The organism is Leptospira licerasiae serovar Varillal str. VAR 010 (genome assembly GCF_000244755.1).
Taxonomy (GTDB): Bacteria; Spirochaetota; Leptospiria; order Leptospirales; family Leptospiraceae; genus Leptospira_B; species Leptospira_B licerasiae.
On the sequence record NZ_AHOO02000012.1, the window covers coordinates 95342 to 112329 of the forward strand.

At 41.3% G+C, this 16988-nt stretch carries 18 protein-coding genes; 10 read left to right on the forward strand and 8 right to left on the reverse strand.

Features of this window, described 5'->3' with window-relative positions; translation table 11 throughout:
* Window positions 1–36 precede the first annotated feature (36 nt).
* Entirely contained in the window at window positions 37–639 is a 603-nt protein-coding gene (locus LEP1GSC185_RS15300; protein WP_008590173.1) for an MORN repeat-containing protein, read from the forward strand.
* 87 nt (window positions 640–726) lie between these two features.
* Here the strand turns inward: LEP1GSC185_RS15300 and lsa20 are convergent, their stop codons facing one another.
* Together lsa20 and LEP1GSC185_RS15310 are read right to left on the reverse strand one after the other, a co-directional pair.
* Complete coding sequence (gene lsa20, locus LEP1GSC185_RS15305) at window positions 727–1314, reverse strand: LIC11469 family lipoprotein adhesin Lsa20 (RefSeq protein ID WP_008589924.1); 588 nt, start codon at window positions 1312–1314, stop codon at window positions 727–729.
* 4 nt (window positions 1315–1318) lie between these two features.
* Window positions 1319–2794: a discoidin domain-containing protein gene (locus LEP1GSC185_RS15310; RefSeq protein ID WP_008590785.1), complete on the reverse strand. Its 1476-nt coding sequence runs from the start codon at window positions 2792–2794 to the stop codon at window positions 1319–1321.
* Between the two features lie 180 nt (window positions 2795–2974).
* Between LEP1GSC185_RS15310 and LEP1GSC185_RS15315 the strand changes: the two genes are divergently transcribed.
* Both LEP1GSC185_RS15315 and LEP1GSC185_RS15320 read left to right on the forward strand, forming a co-directional pair.
* On the forward strand, window positions 2975–3406 hold the full coding sequence (locus LEP1GSC185_RS15315) for an Rrf2 family transcriptional regulator (protein ID WP_008591320.1): 432 nt from the start codon (window positions 2975–2977) through the stop codon (window positions 3404–3406).
* Window positions 3407–3484: 78 nt separating this feature from the next.
* Window positions 3485–4486, forward strand: a complete 1002-nt coding sequence (locus tag LEP1GSC185_RS15320; RefSeq protein WP_008591069.1) for an alpha/beta hydrolase — start codon at window positions 3485–3487, stop codon at window positions 4484–4486.
* Window positions 4487–4505: 19 nt separating this feature from the next.
* Here LEP1GSC185_RS15320 and LEP1GSC185_RS15325 read toward each other — a convergent pair whose 3' ends face one another.
* Window positions 4506–5405, reverse strand: coding sequence for a LysR family transcriptional regulator (locus tag LEP1GSC185_RS15325; protein ID WP_008590601.1), 900 nt, complete (start codon window positions 5403–5405; stop codon window positions 4506–4508).
* A gap of 92 nt (window positions 5406–5497) precedes the next feature.
* Here LEP1GSC185_RS15325 and leuC point away from each other — a divergent pair, with 92 nt between their 5' ends.
* The 3 genes from leuC to LEP1GSC185_RS15340 all read left to right on the forward strand — a co-directional run bounded on the left by leuC (window position 5498) and on the right by LEP1GSC185_RS15340 (window position 8559).
* Complete coding sequence (gene leuC / locus LEP1GSC185_RS15330) at window positions 5498–6901, forward strand: 3-isopropylmalate dehydratase large subunit (protein WP_008591301.1); 1404 nt, start codon at window positions 5498–5500, stop codon at window positions 6899–6901.
* Window positions 6898–7536, forward strand: coding sequence for a 3-isopropylmalate dehydratase small subunit (gene leuD, locus LEP1GSC185_RS15335; RefSeq protein WP_008589643.1), 639 nt, complete (start codon window positions 6898–6900; stop codon window positions 7534–7536). The genes leuC and leuD overlap by 4 nt, the downstream gene beginning before the upstream one ends.
* 78 nt (window positions 7537–7614) lie before the next feature.
* Window positions 7615–8559 (forward strand): lysophospholipid acyltransferase family protein, encoded by a 945-nt coding sequence (locus LEP1GSC185_RS15340; RefSeq protein WP_008591561.1) that lies wholly within the window; start codon window positions 7615–7617, stop codon window positions 8557–8559.
* A gap of 64 nt (window positions 8560–8623) precedes the next feature.
* Here the strand turns inward: LEP1GSC185_RS15340 and LEP1GSC185_RS15345 are convergent, their stop codons facing one another.
* Together LEP1GSC185_RS15345 and LEP1GSC185_RS15350 are read right to left on the reverse strand one after the other, a co-directional pair.
* Window positions 8624–8893 (reverse strand): hypothetical protein, encoded by a 270-nt coding sequence (locus LEP1GSC185_RS15345; protein WP_008591269.1) that lies wholly within the window; start codon window positions 8891–8893, stop codon window positions 8624–8626.
* A gap of 143 nt (window positions 8894–9036) precedes the next feature.
* Complete coding sequence (locus LEP1GSC185_RS15350; protein ID WP_008591426.1) at window positions 9037–9867, reverse strand: enoyl-CoA hydratase-related protein; 831 nt, start codon at window positions 9865–9867, stop codon at window positions 9037–9039.
* An 81-nt stretch (window positions 9868–9948) separates the two neighbouring features.
* Here LEP1GSC185_RS15350 and LEP1GSC185_RS15355 point away from each other — a divergent pair, with 81 nt between their 5' ends.
* The gene (locus LEP1GSC185_RS15355; RefSeq protein WP_008590020.1) at window positions 9949–12288 is read left to right on the forward strand and encodes a PAS domain-containing sensor histidine kinase; all 2340 of its coding nucleotides are present in this window, start codon (window positions 9949–9951) and stop codon (window positions 12286–12288) included.
* A 701-nt stretch (window positions 12289–12989) separates the two neighbouring features.
* Here the strand turns inward: LEP1GSC185_RS15355 and LEP1GSC185_RS15365 are convergent.
* The gene (locus LEP1GSC185_RS15365) at window positions 12990–13412 is read right to left on the reverse strand and encodes a hypothetical protein (protein ID WP_008590579.1); all 423 of its coding nucleotides are present in this window, start codon (window positions 13410–13412) and stop codon (window positions 12990–12992) included.
* A gap of 109 nt (window positions 13413–13521) precedes the next feature.
* Here LEP1GSC185_RS15365 and LEP1GSC185_RS15370 point away from each other — a divergent pair, with 109 nt between their 5' ends.
* Both LEP1GSC185_RS15370 and LEP1GSC185_RS15375 read left to right on the forward strand, forming a co-directional pair.
* On the forward strand, window positions 13522–14361 hold the full coding sequence (locus tag LEP1GSC185_RS15370) for an AraC family transcriptional regulator (protein ID WP_008590609.1): 840 nt from the start codon (window positions 13522–13524) through the stop codon (window positions 14359–14361).
* 78 nt (window positions 14362–14439) lie between these two features.
* The gene (locus tag LEP1GSC185_RS15375) at window positions 14440–14997 is read left to right on the forward strand and encodes a YbhB/YbcL family Raf kinase inhibitor-like protein (RefSeq protein WP_008590703.1); all 558 of its coding nucleotides are present in this window, start codon (window positions 14440–14442) and stop codon (window positions 14995–14997) included.
* A gap of 73 nt (window positions 14998–15070) precedes the next feature.
* Here the strand turns inward: LEP1GSC185_RS15375 and LEP1GSC185_RS15380 are convergent, their stop codons facing one another.
* Window positions 15071–15316, reverse strand: a complete 246-nt coding sequence (locus LEP1GSC185_RS15380; protein ID WP_008589592.1) for a hypothetical protein — start codon at window positions 15314–15316, stop codon at window positions 15071–15073.
* A gap of 201 nt (window positions 15317–15517) precedes the next feature.
* Between LEP1GSC185_RS15380 and thiM the strand changes: the two genes are divergently transcribed.
* Window positions 15518–16309: a hydroxyethylthiazole kinase gene (gene thiM, locus LEP1GSC185_RS15385; RefSeq protein ID WP_008590978.1), complete on the forward strand. Its 792-nt coding sequence runs from the start codon at window positions 15518–15520 to the stop codon at window positions 16307–16309.
* Window positions 16310–16335: 26 nt separating this feature from the next.
* On the opposite strand, the gene LEP1GSC185_RS15390 is transcribed toward thiM, so the two are convergent.
* Window positions 16336–16974 (reverse strand): LuxR C-terminal-related transcriptional regulator, encoded by a 639-nt coding sequence (locus tag LEP1GSC185_RS15390; RefSeq protein WP_008590995.1) that lies wholly within the window; start codon window positions 16972–16974, stop codon window positions 16336–16338.
* Window positions 16975–16988: the final 14 nt, after the last annotated feature.

The following is a 16988-nucleotide window of genomic DNA, read 5'->3' on the forward strand; positions in this document are numbered from 1 at the left end:
ATTGACGAATCTAAGTTTAGGGTCGAAAATTTTACCATGGCTCGAATTTTCACAGTTACCTGTTCCATTTTCGCATTTTTCATAATATTCAACTGTTCTTCTACGGAAACAAAGGATTCTTCCGGATCTTCCAATAATGCCAGCGCAAGCTCATCCGGATCGGAAGGCGCAAACTCCTCTTCCAACAGATCTTTTAATCCCGACCAGGAAACGGAAGACGGTCGTTGTGAATCCGGAAACTGTGAAAATGGCACCGGCACCTATGTATATTCCACAGGAGACATCTATACGGGTGGATTCAGCAGCGGAATGAGAGAAGGTAAAGGCAAATTCGTCTACAAGAACGGAGACAAATTCGAAGGAATTTACGTGAACGACCTGAAAGAAGGAGACGGAATGTATTTCTGGTCGAACGGAACCGTGATCCGGGGAAATTTTGCAAAAGGGATCATTAAAGGTTCAGGAAAAGTTACGTTTACGGACGGAAGTGTTTTAGTGACCGAATTCACAGACTCCAGCAATTCGAATCCGGGACCGTATAGAAAGAAAGACGGAACGGAAACGGAATGTTATCTGCAAAATAAGGTTTTAGTATGTGTAAAACAAGAACCAGGGGCCGAACCTAAAACCGAACAATAGACTCAATCACCGGACCGGGACTTACGCGGTCGCGGCATTTTACATTTTAGATTATCCTAATATTCTCTTCTCAAAAAACTGTCACTCTCATTCGTCCGAATGAGAGTGATTTCCCATATTATTCCATTCTTTTGCCTGGCTCGGATCCACTCTCACCAAAGTATGAGTGATCTGGAACGGATCACTTGCCCAATTGGGCATAGTACGGATCTCAACAATTCTATACCAAATAGCGCCCGGTGCCACTTGGAATAAATGATTCACACAAAGGCATTTGAATTTAAAACCGAAACCGAATTCAGGCGGATTGACTGAATGAGGAGCCGCAAAGAAGTATAACTTGTCCTTTGTTTCGTTCTTATATACCAGAGCAAACTTGCGGGTTTCACCCGGACCCAAAACTAATTTTGAATCTTCTATCAAACTGGAAACAGGAGCCAGATCCAGATCCGAAACTGTATTCGTATCCCAAAGCTGAACCGGCCTCTGAGAAGCCAGTTCATAAATTTTCATTTCTCCCGGAAAACCTTTATAGATCCAATCTATACGAACAGGAACTCCTCCCTTTTTTCCGGATAGATTCAGAGAAAAAGAAGGATCCGAATTTTTTTCCTTTTCACAAGAAAGCGAAAGAGAGCTCAAAATGAAAAGGATCAGGTAAACTTTTCTGAACAAAGAGTTATTCCTGGACCAATTCCAAAGTAGCAAACTGGAAAACTTTTCCAGGGTTTTCGTTCTTTATAAAAAGTTTGTTTCCGGATTTACGAAGAAGTATCTGTTCTTGGAAAATTTTCTCTCCGTTCTCCCCGTCCTGGCTATTATTGCAGTCCCTTCCGCAACCGTTACAGTCGCCGCCGTAATAATCCTCGTTATACTCTCTTTGACTCATTTTTCGAACAAGACCGAATATACGGAGTTTTAAACCGTCAGGTTTGGCTTCTTTCACTTCATAATTTCCTAATGCATAGAAACTTTTAATGATCTGCTCCGATCCGTCTACCTCGGTGGTATTCCCTTCGAAGAAAAGACTTCCGTCGGATCTCAATCTCAAAGTCCAGTTAGAAGAGATAAGTCCGGATTCCGGAGCTTGTTCTTCCCCTGTGGTTCCTTCTGGATTGGTTTCGGTAGTTTGTGCCGACTGTTCCACATTCGTATTGGAAGAAGTAGGAATATCTCCGGTATATTCTCCTCCCACATAACTCCAGTTCAGGACATTGTCTACATTAGCCGCAGTGAATTGGAAAAAATTATTCTTTGCGATCTTCTTAACTTGCTCCATCGGATTCGGCAAGATCCAATCGTCTCCGTCTGAAAAACGAATCTCACTAATGACGAGTCCTTTATAATCTTTTCCGGTGTAGATGGAATCCACTTTGAGTTTTAATTTTTTGCCTTCGAAAGTTTTGGAGAATTGGATGGTTTGAGGACCCATGATATCCCCCACTTCTATCTTTTCCTCGAAGCCGTTATCACCTGTCAGAGTTGCTGTTTTTAATCTTCCGTTCGTTTGGCAATGCCTGTCGGATCTCTGGTAGCCGTTCCAAATCTTGATGGATTTTATTTTTTGAGTTTCCTTAAAGTCGAAATCTAAAGTCACACCCGGACCTTTTTTGTCGGAAGCCCAAGCATATTCATATCTAGAATCGAATAAGTTCATCACATCGTAAGAAAGATTCGGCTTAGCGGTTTCGGACGCGGTCACGGAAGCTTCTACGACCTTTGGTCCCTTCCATTTCATTTTGGAGCCTTTGTCGTCGTAAAAGTTCACCTTTTGAACGCATAAATTCGCGTTCCTATGAAAGTTAAAAGTGACCGAACGAGTGCTCTTGGGTGCGTCAAAAGAAACCACAGCAGTGGAACCGGTGGAAAGGTCCTGACTATATTCATCAAAATTAATATAGGCAGTGATGGGATCCGAAAAGTCGCCGTTACAGGATTCTACCTCTATCTTGGATAATAAGAACGTTTCGTCCGGATAAAAATGAAGTTTAACGAATTTGGCTCCCTCTTCCGGCCTCCATTTTTTGCCATCAAGGATCTCGAATGGAAGCCCGCTATCCATAGAAGTGGCCGTGATCATGGAAACAGGCAATTTTTTACCGCAGTGAAAAAAGAACAATGCTCCTAATAATAGAGTCGAATATTTGGCGAACATAAGAATGCCTCCGAGAAATTGCAGAAATCAGAAATATATTTCTGAAACCTGGGGAAAACGAAAAAATAGGCTCCAATTTGTTTTTTATTCCCCAACTGGAGATTTCCGGGATATTTGGGTCGTCTGAAAATATGATTGGCGAAACCGATCATGTCGCTCAATATCAACTAAGGGGAAAAGATGTCGATTCCGAGCAGATATTCTATAGCTATCCATATTCTTTCCCTGGTGGACCGGGATGGAGAAGAAGCAAGCTCTTCTCAAATTATGGCGGATAGTATTGGGACTAACCCGGTAGTAGTCCGAAACATTCTGGGAAAATTAAAAAAGGCGGGCCTTGTGGTTTCTAAACAAGGTGTAGCTGGGGCTAAACTTGCCAAATCCCCCGAGGAAATCCAACTTTTACAGATCTATAAGGCAGTGGAAACGGAGGCTCCTCTATTCTCTATCCATGACAAGCCGAACCCGAAATGCCCTGTGGGTAAAAAGATACAAACCACTTTGACCGGAATTTTCCAAGAGGCTCAATCGGCTCTCGAAGCGAAACTAGCCGAATTCCATCTTTCCGACGTGCTCTTCCAATTGGATTCCGAGAAGAAAAAGCGGGCGTAAAGTCCTTGCCTCAAAATAAAGGGTTCCTAATATCCTTTTCGTCGCTCATATCAATTCGCAAAACAATTGGAGAGAAGGATGAAAAAAATATTCAAACGGGTTTCGATCGGCCTAGGTGCAGTGCTTATCGCCTATTTGGGGGTCTATTACGCCACATTTCCCAAATACGAATTCCATCCAAAAGCGGACTTAACTCAAAGTTTCGATTCGTTTTATAAAACTAAATTAGAAGAAACTAAATCTCTTCATGGTAGACCAGGCTCGGAAGAAAGACTGATCCGATATTCTCCGGGTAAAACGGAATATGCAATTCTTTACATACATGGTTTCGGTGCTTCCCGCGCAGAAGGAGAAGAGACCGTCGATAAAATTTCGGCCTCTCTCAAAGCGAATACCTATTATCTAAGACTTCCAGGCCACGGAACAAACAACGAGGATCACAGAGACACACCGTTTACGGAATATCTCAGGGTGGCGGAGGAAAGTCTATTGATGATGGATAAATTAGGAAATCAAACTATACTAATGGGAACTAGTATGGGCGGCCTGATCTCCGTTTATCTTGCGGGAAAGTATCCGGATAAGATCAAAGACCTCGTATTATTCTCCCCATTTTTCGATTTTGCAGTTCCTTTGGCAAAAATATTCTTTTATCCGGGCGGAATGACTTTCGGCGAAACGATCCAAGGAAAGATCAGAAAGTCCCCTCCAAAAACTGCCGACGACGGTATGGGTGAACATTATTACGAGTATTGGTACAAGGATCAGTATTTATCCGCTATCCAACACGTAAGCAATGCGACTAAGTTCGTTCTTAGCCAACACAGTCTGGAAAAGATCAAAGTCCCTACTCTATTAGTATATTATTATAAAGATAAGGAACACCAGGACAAAACGGCCAGCGTGACTACAATGCTGAAATGTTTCGATAAGATCGGAGGAGATAATCCTAACCCTCTTAATACAAAAGTCCAGATAGAAGAAGGAAGCCATGTTCTAACTTCTAAACATGTATTCTCGGATAAAGTTAAGGTCCAAAAGGAAGTTTTGGACTTCTTACATAAAACCGGAGTAAAATAAAATGATCGCCTTCTTCCTTTCAAAGGGAAGAAGGCCTCCTCTCCGATCCCCATTCCATAGCGGATCTTAAAATTTCTTCCGCAAGTAAAGCGAGTCCCGGTCCCGATTTTTTTCGATAACAAAGATAAAACTTTCGTTCCGTATTCCATTCGTCGAATTTTATTTTTTTGAGCTTCGGGCCTATGGAATATTCGGATAAAAAACCGATCCCTAATCCAGCTTCTAAAGACTTGATAACCGACTCCACACTCCTAAGCTCCATTGCTATCTTAGGGCCGAACTCTTTTGAGAAAGATTTAATCCTCTTCTCCACTGCTTTTCTTAGAGCGGACCCCGGATGGAATAGTACGAAGGATTGTTTTTTCAGATCCTCTATTCGTATTTTCTTTTTTAGAAAAATAGGATGGTCTTTTGCTGCCACTGGAAAGATCCGATCCGAAAGAAATTCCAGAACGTTCAAACTTGACTCGTAGATTGGACCGGTCAAGATCCCTAGGTCCACTTCTCCCTTTAAAACCGCGTCCCTTGTTTCCCCTGCGTCTCCTTCTCTTACCGAAAGAGAGAGTCCCGGTCTTTTTTTCAGGATCTCTTTTAAGATCTGAGGCAGAATCCAAGCGGAAACAGTTCCGCCGGCGGAGATGGAATAATTTCCTTTTAGTTCATTCTCCTTGGAAAAACCGTCCTGTATCTCTTCCCATAATTCTTTCATCCTTATGGAATACTGGTAAAATCTTTCTCCTTCGTGAGTGAGCCTAACAGATCTTCCCCCTCTCTCCAGAACGCTCACCCCTAATTCCTTTTCTAAAAGATAGATCTGTCTAGAAAGCGCAGGCTGGGTTAAACCTAATCTAGAAGCTGCTTTTTGGAAGGTCCCGGATTCCGAAATTTCCAGAAAATAAACGATCTGTCTGAATTCCATATATACATATAACTTTTAGTTATATATTTTATAAAATCAATTTATTTGCATTATATTAGTAAATTTGATACCTTCTTTATCGAGAGGGAAATATGGGACAAACTCTATACGACAAAATTTGGGAAAGTCATCGGATCTCCGAAAATTCCGATTCGGAATCCATTTTATATGTGGATCGTCATATTCTTCACGAAGTGACTTCGGCCCAAGCGTTCGAAGGCTTAAGGAATAAGAATAGAAGCGTAAGAAGGACAGATCTAACGTTCGGAGTGGTGGACCATAATGTTTCCACGAGAGATCGTAAGAACAGAGATGCTGCAGGTCCCGTCTCCAGATTGCAGATAGACACTATGGAAAAAAACTGCAAAGACTTCGGCATCCGCTTATTTGGTCCGGAAGATCCCGATCAAGGAATAGTGCATGTATTGGGTCCTGAGTTGGGATTTACAGTCCCCGGTTCGATTATCGTATGCGGCGATTCTCATACTGCAACTCATGGGGCGTTCGGTGCATTGGCTTTCGGGATCGGGACTAGCGAAGTAGAGCATGTGCTTGCGACCCAAACTTTAAAGCAGGCCAAAACAAAATCCATGCTAGTACGTTTTATCGGCAAACCGGGTTTCGGGATCACTGCCAAAGACGTCATCTTAGAACTGATCTCTAAAATAGGGACCTCTGGTGGAAGAGGATTCACCATGGAATATAAAGGAGAATGGATCGAATCCCTTTCCATGGAAGGAAGAATGACTATTTGTAATATGAGTATAGAGGCGGGAGCAAGAGCAAGTTTGATCGCGCCTGATCGGATCACATTCGACTATTTGAAAGATAGAAGGCTGATCCCCAAAGGAAAAAGTTTCGATCAAGCGGTGGAATATTGGAAAACATTCTTCACTGATAAGGACGCCGTATATGATAAGCTTATCGAATTAGATATTTCTAAAATAGAACCTCAGGTTACTTGGGGAACAAATCCTTCACAATCGTTGTCTGTTGAAGATGTTATTCCAAACCCGGAAGAATTCGAAGATATGCGAGCTAAAGAAACCGCTTGGAATGCATTAGAATACATGGGTCTAAAACCTGGAACACGGATCTCCGAGATCAAAATTGATAAGGTATTCATAGGTTCCTGTACAAATTCCAGAATAGAAGACTTGAGATCCGCAGCAGAAGTCGCCAAAGGTAAAAAGGTCCACCCAGGAGTGCAAGCGTTAGTAGTACCAGGTTCCGGTTCCGTAAAACGTCAGGCGGAGTCCGAGGGTCTGGATAAAATTTTTAAAGAAGCTGGATTCGAATGGAGAGAACCGGGTTGCTCTCTTTGTCTCGCGATGAACGACGATGTGTTAAAACCGGGAGAAAGATGTGCCTCCACTTCTAATCGCAACTTTGAAGGAAGACAAGGAAGAGGAGGAAGAACTCATTTAGTCAGTCCCTCCATGGCAGCGGCGGCAGCAGTGACCGGAAAATTTTCAGACGTGAGGAAATTGGCATGAACTCTAAAATTTGGACGATACATACGGGAATTCCAGTCTCTATCCCAAGAGAGGATATTGATACGGACCAAATCCTTCCCAAACAATTCATGAAACTGATCGATAAGAAAGGTTTTGGAAAACATCTATTTCATGATTGGAGATATTCCGACTTGGAAGGAAACATTCCAAATCCTGAATTCATTTTAAATCGGGACGGATTTAAAGATTCAAGTGTTCTTATAGCTGGAAAAAATTTCGGCTGCGGATCCAGTAGAGAACATGCACCTTGGGCGCTTTCCGATTTTGGTTTCCGAGCGATTTTAGCCCCGTCTTTTGCGGATATATTCTCCATCAACTCGGCAAAGAACGGAATCGCGTTAGTTCGTTTGAGAGAAGAAGAGATCTCTTATCTAAACGAATGGGTTTCTAAAAATCCTGGGTATTCCATTCGGATCGATCTGGAAAATTTAGAAGTACAGGCGGGAGAGAAAAAGTTCTACTTTCATTTAGATCCCGCATCCATAAATCGGATACGAAACGGTTGGGACGATATTGATATTACCTTGAAAAATGCAAAAGAGATCCTGGATTTCGAACAAAAACGTAAAGCAGAAATGCCGTTTTTGGTAGTCTCTTGGGAAACTTCTCCTTAAAATTTTTGCGACGGTGCTCTGCACAATTGATCTGAAAAAACCTTTTATTAGCTGGAAAAGAATTCGGGGAAAATTAATATGTTCGTCATTCTTTCGCTTCTAAAGGAACCTAGAGTGAGTTTAACAGAGTCCATTCATGATAAGATCACATCGCCTATAGTTAAAATCCCGGATTCAGCCTTGAAAACCGGGATCTACGACTTAACAAAGGAAGAATTAGGTCGTAGGATTGAGCTAAGAGAGGGAGTGAGTTTAAGATATGTCACTCCTCCCAATAGGAGAAGATGGCTTTTAGATCGGATCTTACTCGGCTCCGATCTTACTTTTCTGTACGGATACTTCCGACAGATCATAATCGCAAGACAGAATGCTTTGAAAGGAAAGTTTTTCGATCCTCGTTGGATCGAATTATCGGGCGGTATCTTGGATTTGATCGAAGGTTGTGAGGGAAAATTCCAAATTGAAAATTTGGAAAATGTTGTCTCTCCTAAAGGACCAGTGGTTTTTGCAGGAAACCATATGAGTGTCCTCGAAACTTTCGTTTTTTCTTATTTTTTGGTGCCTCATAGAAGGGTAACTTATGTAGTTAAAGAAAGTTTAATAAAAGGTTACTTCGGTCCTATCATGAGAAGCAGGGACCCGATCGCAGTAGGGAGAGATAACCCGAGAGAAGACCTGGTAAAGGTATTGGAAGAAGGTGTAAATCTTTTGAAAAAAGGGATTTCAGTCGTAGTATTTCCTCAAAGTACTAGAACTAGAACATTTAATCCTGCAGAATTCAACTCGATTGCTGTAAAACTTGCTTCCAGGGCAGGAGTTCCGGTCGTTCCATTTGCGATCAAAACCGATTTTTGGGAGAACGGTAAGATCTGGAAAGATCTGGGTAGTCTTTATAGGGACAGAAAGATCCATATGAAGTTTGGCCCTCAAATAGACACCAAGGACGCAAGAAAGGCTCAGGAAACACTTTTGAATTTCGTATTAACTAATTTAAAAGAATGGAATGTAGAAATTCTTTCCTAACATAATAGAACGAATACGCGGATCGAAAGAGAATCGATCCGCTCTTTTCTCTAGGTGAAAAGGTTCAGTAACCTCCCCCGCCTCCTCCTCCACTTCCCCCACCGTATCCGCAAGCGGCGGCAGCCAATAGATATTGGGAAGAACATGCGGTATTCGCATATCCCGGGTTTTCATTAGAACAAGTTAAGTACAACGCGGCTGCCGCACTACAGTTCTTTTTGTCGTTCTTATCATTTCCTCCGGTTCCGTATAAATCGTTATATGCATCACAATTTACAAAACCAAGCGAAGATAGAACCAATAGTAAGATCAAAATCCTTCTTTTAGTTCGCATAAACATTCTCCATATTATGGCAGATAATTTTTTCAAACAATATCCGACTGATAAAGTTCCGCAATGGTTTTAGGATTAGATCTCTATTCTTCGGAACCAACAATACAATTCCGGAAACAGAGAATGTTATATATTCGTTTATTTTAACGGAACCAAAAACGATCTCCTTCTAAGAAACGTTTTACACCTTCTTTGGTGCTTTTGCTTTCCATTACGGGAAAAGTATTTCTGGCTTCTACAGTTAATGCTTCTTGTAAAGGAAGATCCCAACCAACTAAAGCTGAATTTAGATCCGCAAACATTGCGTCTCTAGGTTGCTTACAAAGTTGAGTTGCATAAGAAAATGCCCTTTCTAGACCTTTTCCTTTTTTCACAAGTTCCCATACTAAGCCTAGTTGATAGGCTCTCTCTGCACGAATTCTTTGTCCCGTTAAGATCAAAGGAAGTGCCGCTCCCCAACCCAGCAATCTAGGAAGATAAACGGTTCCTCCATCGACCAAAGGAACTCCCCATCTTCTGCAAGCAACGGAGAATATCGCCTGAGGTTCCGCAATACGAATATGACCGTGGCAAAATAATTCCAAACCGCCAGCATATGTATAACCGTGAGATACTGTAATTACTGGTTTTTTCTGTACGATCCTAGATCCTCCCAACGGGCCGGGATCATTCTTTGCATATTCTTCTCTTTCTTCTTTATTCAGATACAGATTTGCCATTTTGTCCAAACCGGAAAGATCCGCTCCGGAACAGAATGCTTTATCTCCCGCCCCATGTAATATGGCTACGGTAAGTTCCGGATCTTCTTGGAAAGTTTTCCAAGCGGTCAGAAACAGATCCGCCATCTCCTTGTTTACAGCATTATGAACCTCCGGACGATTCATAGTGATCTGAAAAATTTTACCGCCCGCAACTTCGTGAATATTTGTAACTAATGGAAGATCTGACATGCCTAAATAAAAAACTAGATCCATAATACAGAAAGAACTTTTTTGTTTGGTGTTGACATCTTATATCTTACGTCTAAGATTCCATCTGCCTTAGTTAAATCCGGTATGCCTCAAAAAGAACAACTCGGAATAAACCAAACTGCCAAGACCCTGGATTTCCTAACCGAACTTCTGGATACTTATGTTTGGGAAACGGAAGATATAAGTCATTGCAAGATCCCTTCCCAACTCTCTAAACGTTTGGGTTTATACGAATCTGAAATCTCTCTTTCCTTTCTAACCACAAAGATCCATCCGGAAGACAGGAGAAAGATAGAGTTACAAATAGACTCTGCAAAAAACGGGCAAACCCCGGATGCCTTCGAGTTGAAAATAGCGGGAGTCGACGGTAATTTTTTATACTTCAAGGTCGGAATACGTTACTTGAAAGCCTCCGAGGAGGTTTCCGGAAAATTCATATTCCTATTCCAAGAGATCACGAAACTTAAGGCGGATAGAGAATCTCTCAGGCAAAGTAATAGGAGATTAAAGTTAGCAACAAAAGCGGCTAACGTAGGAATTTGGGACCTGGATCTGATCAAAAATATCCTAGTCTGGGATGAGGGAATGTACAATCTTTATGGAATTCCTAAAATGGAATTTTCAGGAGCATACGAGGCTTGGGAAAAGTCCCTTCACCCGGAAGATAAAACTAGAGCAATAGAAGACTTTTATGATGCGGTTGCCGGAAAAAAAGAATTCGATACAGAATTTAGGATCATATGGCCGGACAAATCCATTCATTATATCAAAGCGAATGCAACGGTGTTTCGAGACTCGGAAGGAAATCCGGTCCAGATGATCGGAACAAATTGGGATATCACTCGCGTCAAACTTGCCGATCAAGAATCCAGAAAGAATCAGGATAGCCTTGTATTAAGCGAACTCATGTTCAGAGGCGCCTTCGAAAGCAACGGGATCGGAATGGCGCTCGTTTCTTCCGAAGGAAAGTGGTTAAAGGTAAACAGAAAACTCTGCGAGATGCTCGGCTATGAAGAATCCGAATTTTATTCGCTTACCTTCCAAGATATCACGCACCCGGAAGATCTAGAAAAAGATCTAAATTACGTAAAACAGATTTTAGATAAAGAAATCAGCTCCTATAAGATGGAAAAACGATATTTCAAAAAGGACAGATCCATTATCTGGATCAACTTAAGTGTGTCCTCCGTCCGAGATAAATTCGAAAACTTTTTGTATTTTGTTTCTCAAATAGAAGATATTACGGAAAAGAAAATCGCAGAACAATCATTGATTGCGATAAACTATGAGATGAAACAGATCCTGGATTCTGCCACTCAAGTCGCTATTATTAAAACGGATCTACATGGAGTGATCACTGTTTTTAGCAAAGGGGCAGAGAATTTATTCGGATATTCTGAAGAGGAACTGGTCGGAAAATATACTCCGGAAATACTCCACGAAAAAGAGGATATGAATAAAAGAAGTAAGGAACTTACGGAACTATACAATAAAGAAATTAAAGGTTTCGATATATTCAGCGAGGTTGCCAAAAGGGAATCCTACGATTCTAGGATCTGGAAATATAGAAGAAAGGACGGAAGTGTATTTCCGGCACAAATGATCATTACGGCAGTCAAAGGACTTGATTCCAAACTTTCAGGATTTTTAGGAATTGGCACCGACGTATCCGGTGCTCAAGAGTATTTGGAAAGATTGGAAGATACTAAATTACAATTGGAAATTTTAGCCGACCAATTGGGAAGAAAGAATGCACAACTTCTAAACTACGCGCATATCACGTCTCATAACCTAAGAGCGCCTACTAGTAATTTAATATCCTTAGTCGAATTGGTAGAAGAAGCAAAATCCGAAGAAGAGGTCCATTCCTTAATCGGAAAGTTCAAGATCTCCGTGGATTATCTGCAAGAAACCTTGGATAGTCTAGTGGAAGTATTAAAAATACAAGAAGGAACTAAAAGAAAGATCGAAACAGTAAGATTCGAAGCTATTCTTAAAAAGATCCTGAGAATTTTGGAAGGTCAGATCTTGGAAACTTCCACGGAGGTCCGCTACGACTTTTCCTCACTGGAAGAATTCGAATACGATAGGACCTATCTCGAAAGTATCTTATTAAATCTAATTTCAAATTCCATTAAATATAGATCTCCAAATCGTAATCCTAGGATAGATATCCGTACGGAAATTACGGGCGGAAGATATGTACTCGTTGTGGAGGACAATGGATTAGGTATAGATCTGAAAAAATACCAAAACAAATTGTTCGGTTTACATAAAACATTCCATAGACATCCGGATGCAAGAGGTGTAGGACTGTTTCTTACTAAGTCTCAGGTAGAAGCCCTAAATGGCAGGATTTATGCAGAAAGTGAATTGGATCATGGTACTAAGATGATCATAGAATTGCAGTCTGTATCCCTTTAAATCGGTAAAGCACGAAAATCCACGTTTTAGTAGGAATTCCAACCTTATAATAGGTTCTTAATTCTATTTAACGAATAAATATCCGTTTTCATTCGATTTCATTAAATTCGATCATATTTTGATTTTTGTAATATTCTATTAATTTTCAAAATAAGTCGAATCAGGTTGCTCCTTTACTTAAAAAGATCTACACTTAAGGAATGGATAATAGAAGCCAGAAATCGGACCAAAAGTACCGAATGAGAACCCAACCGGGCGGCGTCGTGATTCATTCACGAGCTCAGCCCCAAAAACCAATTAAGTACAGAACAGGAAAACCGGAAGAAACGGAAATAGCTTCCTTTTGGGTATTTTACCTCTTCCTATTTTTAGGATCGTTAATACCAATCATAGGAGTATTCCCTGCGTTTGTCCTGTTCTCGTTTGCGAAAAATAAGTTTTTTAAATTTCTTCCGCTTGTTTTGAGTATAATAACCACCAGTTACGCTCTTTATATAAGAGCTCACTCAGGTTCCGTATTCCAACAGCTGAGAAATTTAGTCTATTAAGCCGAAAAACTTAGAAGGGCTTAAATTCTTCTTTAGAAAGAATAAATAAGTCCTGAGCATCTTTAGCTTTCTTTTAAAAGCCGGCAAAACCGGCTACTATTGCTCTATCGTTTAAGACCAACCAAAAGTTTCCGGATTCTAAAATTTTGCCGTTTAAAAGGAAGTCGAAAAAACCACCTCCTTTGAAAAAATTCCAGTAACGTTATCCAGCTTGTTATTGGAAGATGTTATCCCCGCCTTATTTAAACTGATTTCGTCTAAAGAGGCTTTTCTTTCAGAAATGTCTACGAATGGGATCTTATATGACGTTAAATTTTTAACGATCTCATTGGCTAAAATTTTAGTATCTATATGTTCCGAAGTATTGTTCTTGAATTTTTGAAGTTCTAAGTATCCTTTAACGGAATCCTTTTTGTAAAAATCCGAGAGTGAACCGCTCATATTTTGAACAGTCTCTCGAACTTCCTTTACCCCCCATTGTTTTGTGCCTTCAGCCTCATTTGGGTCCCGATATTCCACGCTTGCGCAATAATAAAAACTTAATATGCTAAAAGAGAGAAATAGATAAAATTTCATTTTCGAACTAAACTATATAACGACCTAAAAATAGGAAACGCAAAGAACAAAAATCTTGCCTATCTTTCTGGGATAGTTAGTCTAACAGCAAACTCGGAATCTATTACCTATGAAACGCTCCATTGTATCTAGAGAAGGGGTCGGGCTTTCAGCCACTGTGATCCAAAAAAGAGAATTATACCTTTCCAGAGTAGTGACAGATCTGCCTACTTTGGTATTCGTAAAAAAAGGGGTCAAAAGCCTAAAGCATAACGATTTGGAGCTGGACATCAAATCAGGAGAAGCGGTGGCAATTGCCGGAGGCCAAGCATTCGATGTGATCAATCGGCCTCATCAAGGAGAATTCGAGGCGGCGTGGATCGCATTCCATCCGAACGTGATCCGAAATTACAAGAATAATCCTGAAGGGACCAAGGACATAGATCCAGCATTCATTTTTTCTAATATATCTTCTGGATTTTCGGAGGCATTTAGACTCGCACGAGAATCCATTACCACAGACAAATTGATCTCCGACCAAGTTGCGATCCATAGGGCAACGGAGATATTAATCTGGTTAGGGGAATATGGCAGAAAATTTAAGATACCTTCTACCGATAATATCTCACAAAAGGTTCGGTCTTTTTTGAGCGCAAATCCCGCAAAGGACTGGTCTGCTGTGGAAATTGCGGATCGCCTGGAAATGAGCGAGGCAACTTTGAGAAGAAGACTTTCCTCTGAACTTTCTTCTTTTTCCGAAATACTGATCGATGTCAGAATGTCGTTCGCCCTTTCCCTCTTACAAGCAACGGATCGTACTATAGGAGAGATCGCGAGAGAAGCAGGTTACGATTCTGCTTCTAGATTTGCAGTCCGATTCCGGGATAGATTCGGATATTCCCCCACTATGCTAAGGAGAGAAGCCGGTCGTGATCGGAACGGCACAATCCTTGATCGGGTCCGGACATAAGGCCTATTTTTTCATAAATTTCGAATGCTTATTTATACTTCCGATGTTATTCTGCATCGTCAAGAACTCGGAGGTTTTATGAAGAGATTCCTATCGTTTCAAAACGGTATTTTACTTTGTGTTTTATTCTTTGCTGGATCAGCATTTGCCGGAGACCTAAAGGTCACTAGCTCCGCCCTCAAAGAAGGAGGAACAATCACAAACGCTCATGTTTTTTCGGGATTCGGATGTTCGGGAGAAAATAATTCTCCCGACTTACAATGGTCAGGCGCGCCTAAGGAAACTAAATTTTTTGCCGTAACTGCATACGATCCGGACGCTCCCACCGGAAGCGGATGGTGGCATTGGACTGTGATCAATATTCCAGCGACTGTAACAAGTCTTCCGGCAAAAGCGGGAAATGATAAAGGACCTCTTCCTGCAGGAGCGGTCCAAGGTAGAACCGATTTTGGGAAACCTGGATACGGCGGCCCTTGTCCTCCTAAAGGAGACAAGCCTCACCGTTATATCTTCAAGGTGTTTGCTTTAAAGGATAAGATCGATCTAGATGGAGAAGCGTCCGGTGCGTTAGTAGGGTTTTACATTAATTCCCTAAAACTTGCAGAAGGAAAATTGACCGCAAAATACGGAAGATAAACTTTTCTCCGAAGTCGGGATTTTACCCGGCTTCGGATTTTTACGTTATTCGAAACGATTAGAAAAACAAAATTTATTCCGCGTTCAATAATGTAAGCGCAATCTCTCTGGAACAATCATACGCTTCTATATCCAACACAAAATCATCTCCGGAAGTAATATTGGTAAGGATCTCAGTCCCACTGCTTCTTAATTCGCCGGTTATTACATGATCTAATTGCATATATTCAACATTACCGATCCCAAAAGTATAACCGTGTTCGGTGAGTATGATCATTTTATTCGACTTCTCATTGATGCCGGCAATCCTTCCCTTCATTATTCCTCCCTAATGAAACTAGATAAGAGTGATTACTAATGTAGACGGATCTTAGTAAAAATCCCTACACTATGTCTTACAATTTCAAAAAATTTCGCAAAAAATAGGAAGATAGGTGTTAAGTAGCCGACCTAAGACCATGAGTCTCTTGAGTAATAGGTCGACATTTTAAACGGATTCATACTAGTATACATTGTAAATATGTCATTCGCAGATATCCCACAAAAGACCTGGCCTTCTCCGGAGATCGTTTCAGATCTTGCAGAAGTTCGCAAACAAGCACCACTAACGCATATACTCACAAATATCGTAGTCACTAACTGGACCGCGAATGTACTTCTGGCAGCCGGGGCCTCTCCTGCAATGGTTATTGCAGAAGAAGAAGTTTCCGATTTTGCGGCAATCGCGAGCGGAATGCTGATTAACGTAGGGACCATCAATAACTTTGATGCAAAATCAATGAAGTCGGCTGCGATCTCTGCACAAAAAGCGAGAACTCCTTGGGTTTTAGATCCGGTCGCAGTAGGTGCTCTTAAATATAGGACTGAGATAGCGAAAGACCTTTTACAACATAAACCGACTGTAATCAGAGGAAATGCTTCCGAGATTTTGGCGATTGCAGGTGCAATAGGCGGAGGAAAGGGTGTGGATTCAACCGCTTCTTCGTCCGACGCGTTACCTCTTGCTCGGGAGCTGGCCGCAAAAAGTACAGCCGTAGTTGCTGTTAGCGGAGAAATTGATTATATAACCAACGGAAAAGAAACGATCTCTGTGCCAGGCGGTCATATTTTGATGACTAAGGTTACAGGAGTGGGGTGTTCTTTAGGGGCATTGATTGCCTCATTTTTAGGAATTCAAAAAGATCCGTTACGTGCTGCTGCATCTGCATCCGCTGTATTTGCGATTGCAGGTTCTAAGGCTGCCGAAAGATCCTCAGGCACAGGGAGTTTCGCAGTGGCATTCCTGGACGAGCTGTCGAATCTCGGGACCTAAAACGCCTAAGTGAATTTATTTTCTTCCTACGGTAATAGACCTATATCGCTGGCCTTCCTGACTAGTTCAGCTCTATTATGTACATTCAGTTTTTTGTATATATTCTTAACATGATGCTGGACCGTATATTTGCTGACTTTTAGGAATTCAGCGACCCTTCCGATCGTTTTTCCTTTTACCATCTCGTCCAGGATCTGTTTTTCCTTCGGAGTGAGCTTAAATTCTCCTGAATAATCCTTTTGTTTAAAACTATTCAGCACGCGAAATGCGATGGTAGGAGTAATGATCGCTCCCCCTTTTAAGATCGTGTCGACCACGTCGGCAATATCCTTTAATTCGGATTTCAGGATATAACCGATCGCACCGTTCTTTAATGATTCATAAATTAGTTCGTCGGAATTCATATTAGAGAGCATAATTTTGGCGATTTCAGGATCTCTTGCGGAAATTTTTCCGGCAAGCTCTACCCCGTTCATCTCAGCCAACATGATATCCAAGAAAATAATATCTAAGGACCTTCCCTTCTCATCTTCCCAAAATGATTCCGCAGATCCCCAATGAAATACTCCGCCTATCTCCGGAATAGACTCCAAGGTCTTCAGGATCTGTTCCTTAAAACTTTCGTCGTTTTCTACGATTCCTACTTTGATTTCCGAATTTTTCATGATAGTATTCACAC

Coding starts and splice junctions, on each gene's coding strand:
- LEP1GSC185_RS15370 (WP_008590609.1), top strand. CDS start 13,522: ATGAAACGCTCCATTGTATCTAGAGAAGGGGTCGGGCTTTCAGCCACT.
- thiM (WP_008590978.1), top strand. CDS start 15,518: ATGTCATTCGCAGATATCCCACAAAAGACCTGGCCTTCTCCGGAGATC.
- LEP1GSC185_RS15300 (WP_008590173.1), top strand. CDS start 37: ATGGCTCGAATTTTCACAGTTACCTGTTCCATTTTCGCATTTTTCATA.
- LEP1GSC185_RS15380 (WP_008589592.1), bottom strand. CDS start 15,316: ATGAAGGGAAGGATTGCCGGCATCAATGAGAAGTCGAATAAAATGATC.
- leuD (WP_008589643.1), top strand. CDS start 6,898: ATGAACTCTAAAATTTGGACGATACATACGGGAATTCCAGTCTCTATC.
- LEP1GSC185_RS15320 (WP_008591069.1), top strand. CDS start 3,485: ATGAAAAAAATATTCAAACGGGTTTCGATCGGCCTAGGTGCAGTGCTT.
- LEP1GSC185_RS15390 (WP_008590995.1), bottom strand. CDS start 16,974: ATGAAAAATTCGGAAATCAAAGTAGGAATCGTAGAAAACGACGAAAGT.
- LEP1GSC185_RS15315 (WP_008591320.1), top strand. CDS start 2,975: ATGTCGATTCCGAGCAGATATTCTATAGCTATCCATATTCTTTCCCTG.
- LEP1GSC185_RS15325 (WP_008590601.1), bottom strand. CDS start 5,405: ATGGAATTCAGACAGATCGTTTATTTTCTGGAAATTTCGGAATCCGGG.
- LEP1GSC185_RS15375 (WP_008590703.1), top strand. CDS start 14,440: ATGAAGAGATTCCTATCGTTTCAAAACGGTATTTTACTTTGTGTTTTA.
- LEP1GSC185_RS15365 (WP_008590579.1), bottom strand. CDS start 13,412: ATGAAATTTTATCTATTTCTCTCTTTTAGCATATTAAGTTTTTATTAT.
- LEP1GSC185_RS15345 (WP_008591269.1), bottom strand. CDS start 8,893: ATGCGAACTAAAAGAAGGATTTTGATCTTACTATTGGTTCTATCTTCG.
- LEP1GSC185_RS15340 (WP_008591561.1), top strand. CDS start 7,615: ATGTTCGTCATTCTTTCGCTTCTAAAGGAACCTAGAGTGAGTTTAACA.
- leuC (WP_008591301.1), top strand. CDS start 5,498: ATGGGACAAACTCTATACGACAAAATTTGGGAAAGTCATCGGATCTCC.
- LEP1GSC185_RS15355 (WP_008590020.1), top strand. CDS start 9,949: ATGCCTCAAAAAGAACAACTCGGAATAAACCAAACTGCCAAGACCCTG.
- LEP1GSC185_RS15350 (WP_008591426.1), bottom strand. CDS start 9,867: ATGGATCTAGTTTTTTATTTAGGCATGTCAGATCTTCCATTAGTTACA.
- LEP1GSC185_RS15310 (WP_008590785.1), bottom strand. CDS start 2,794: ATGTTCGCCAAATATTCGACTCTATTATTAGGAGCATTGTTCTTTTTT.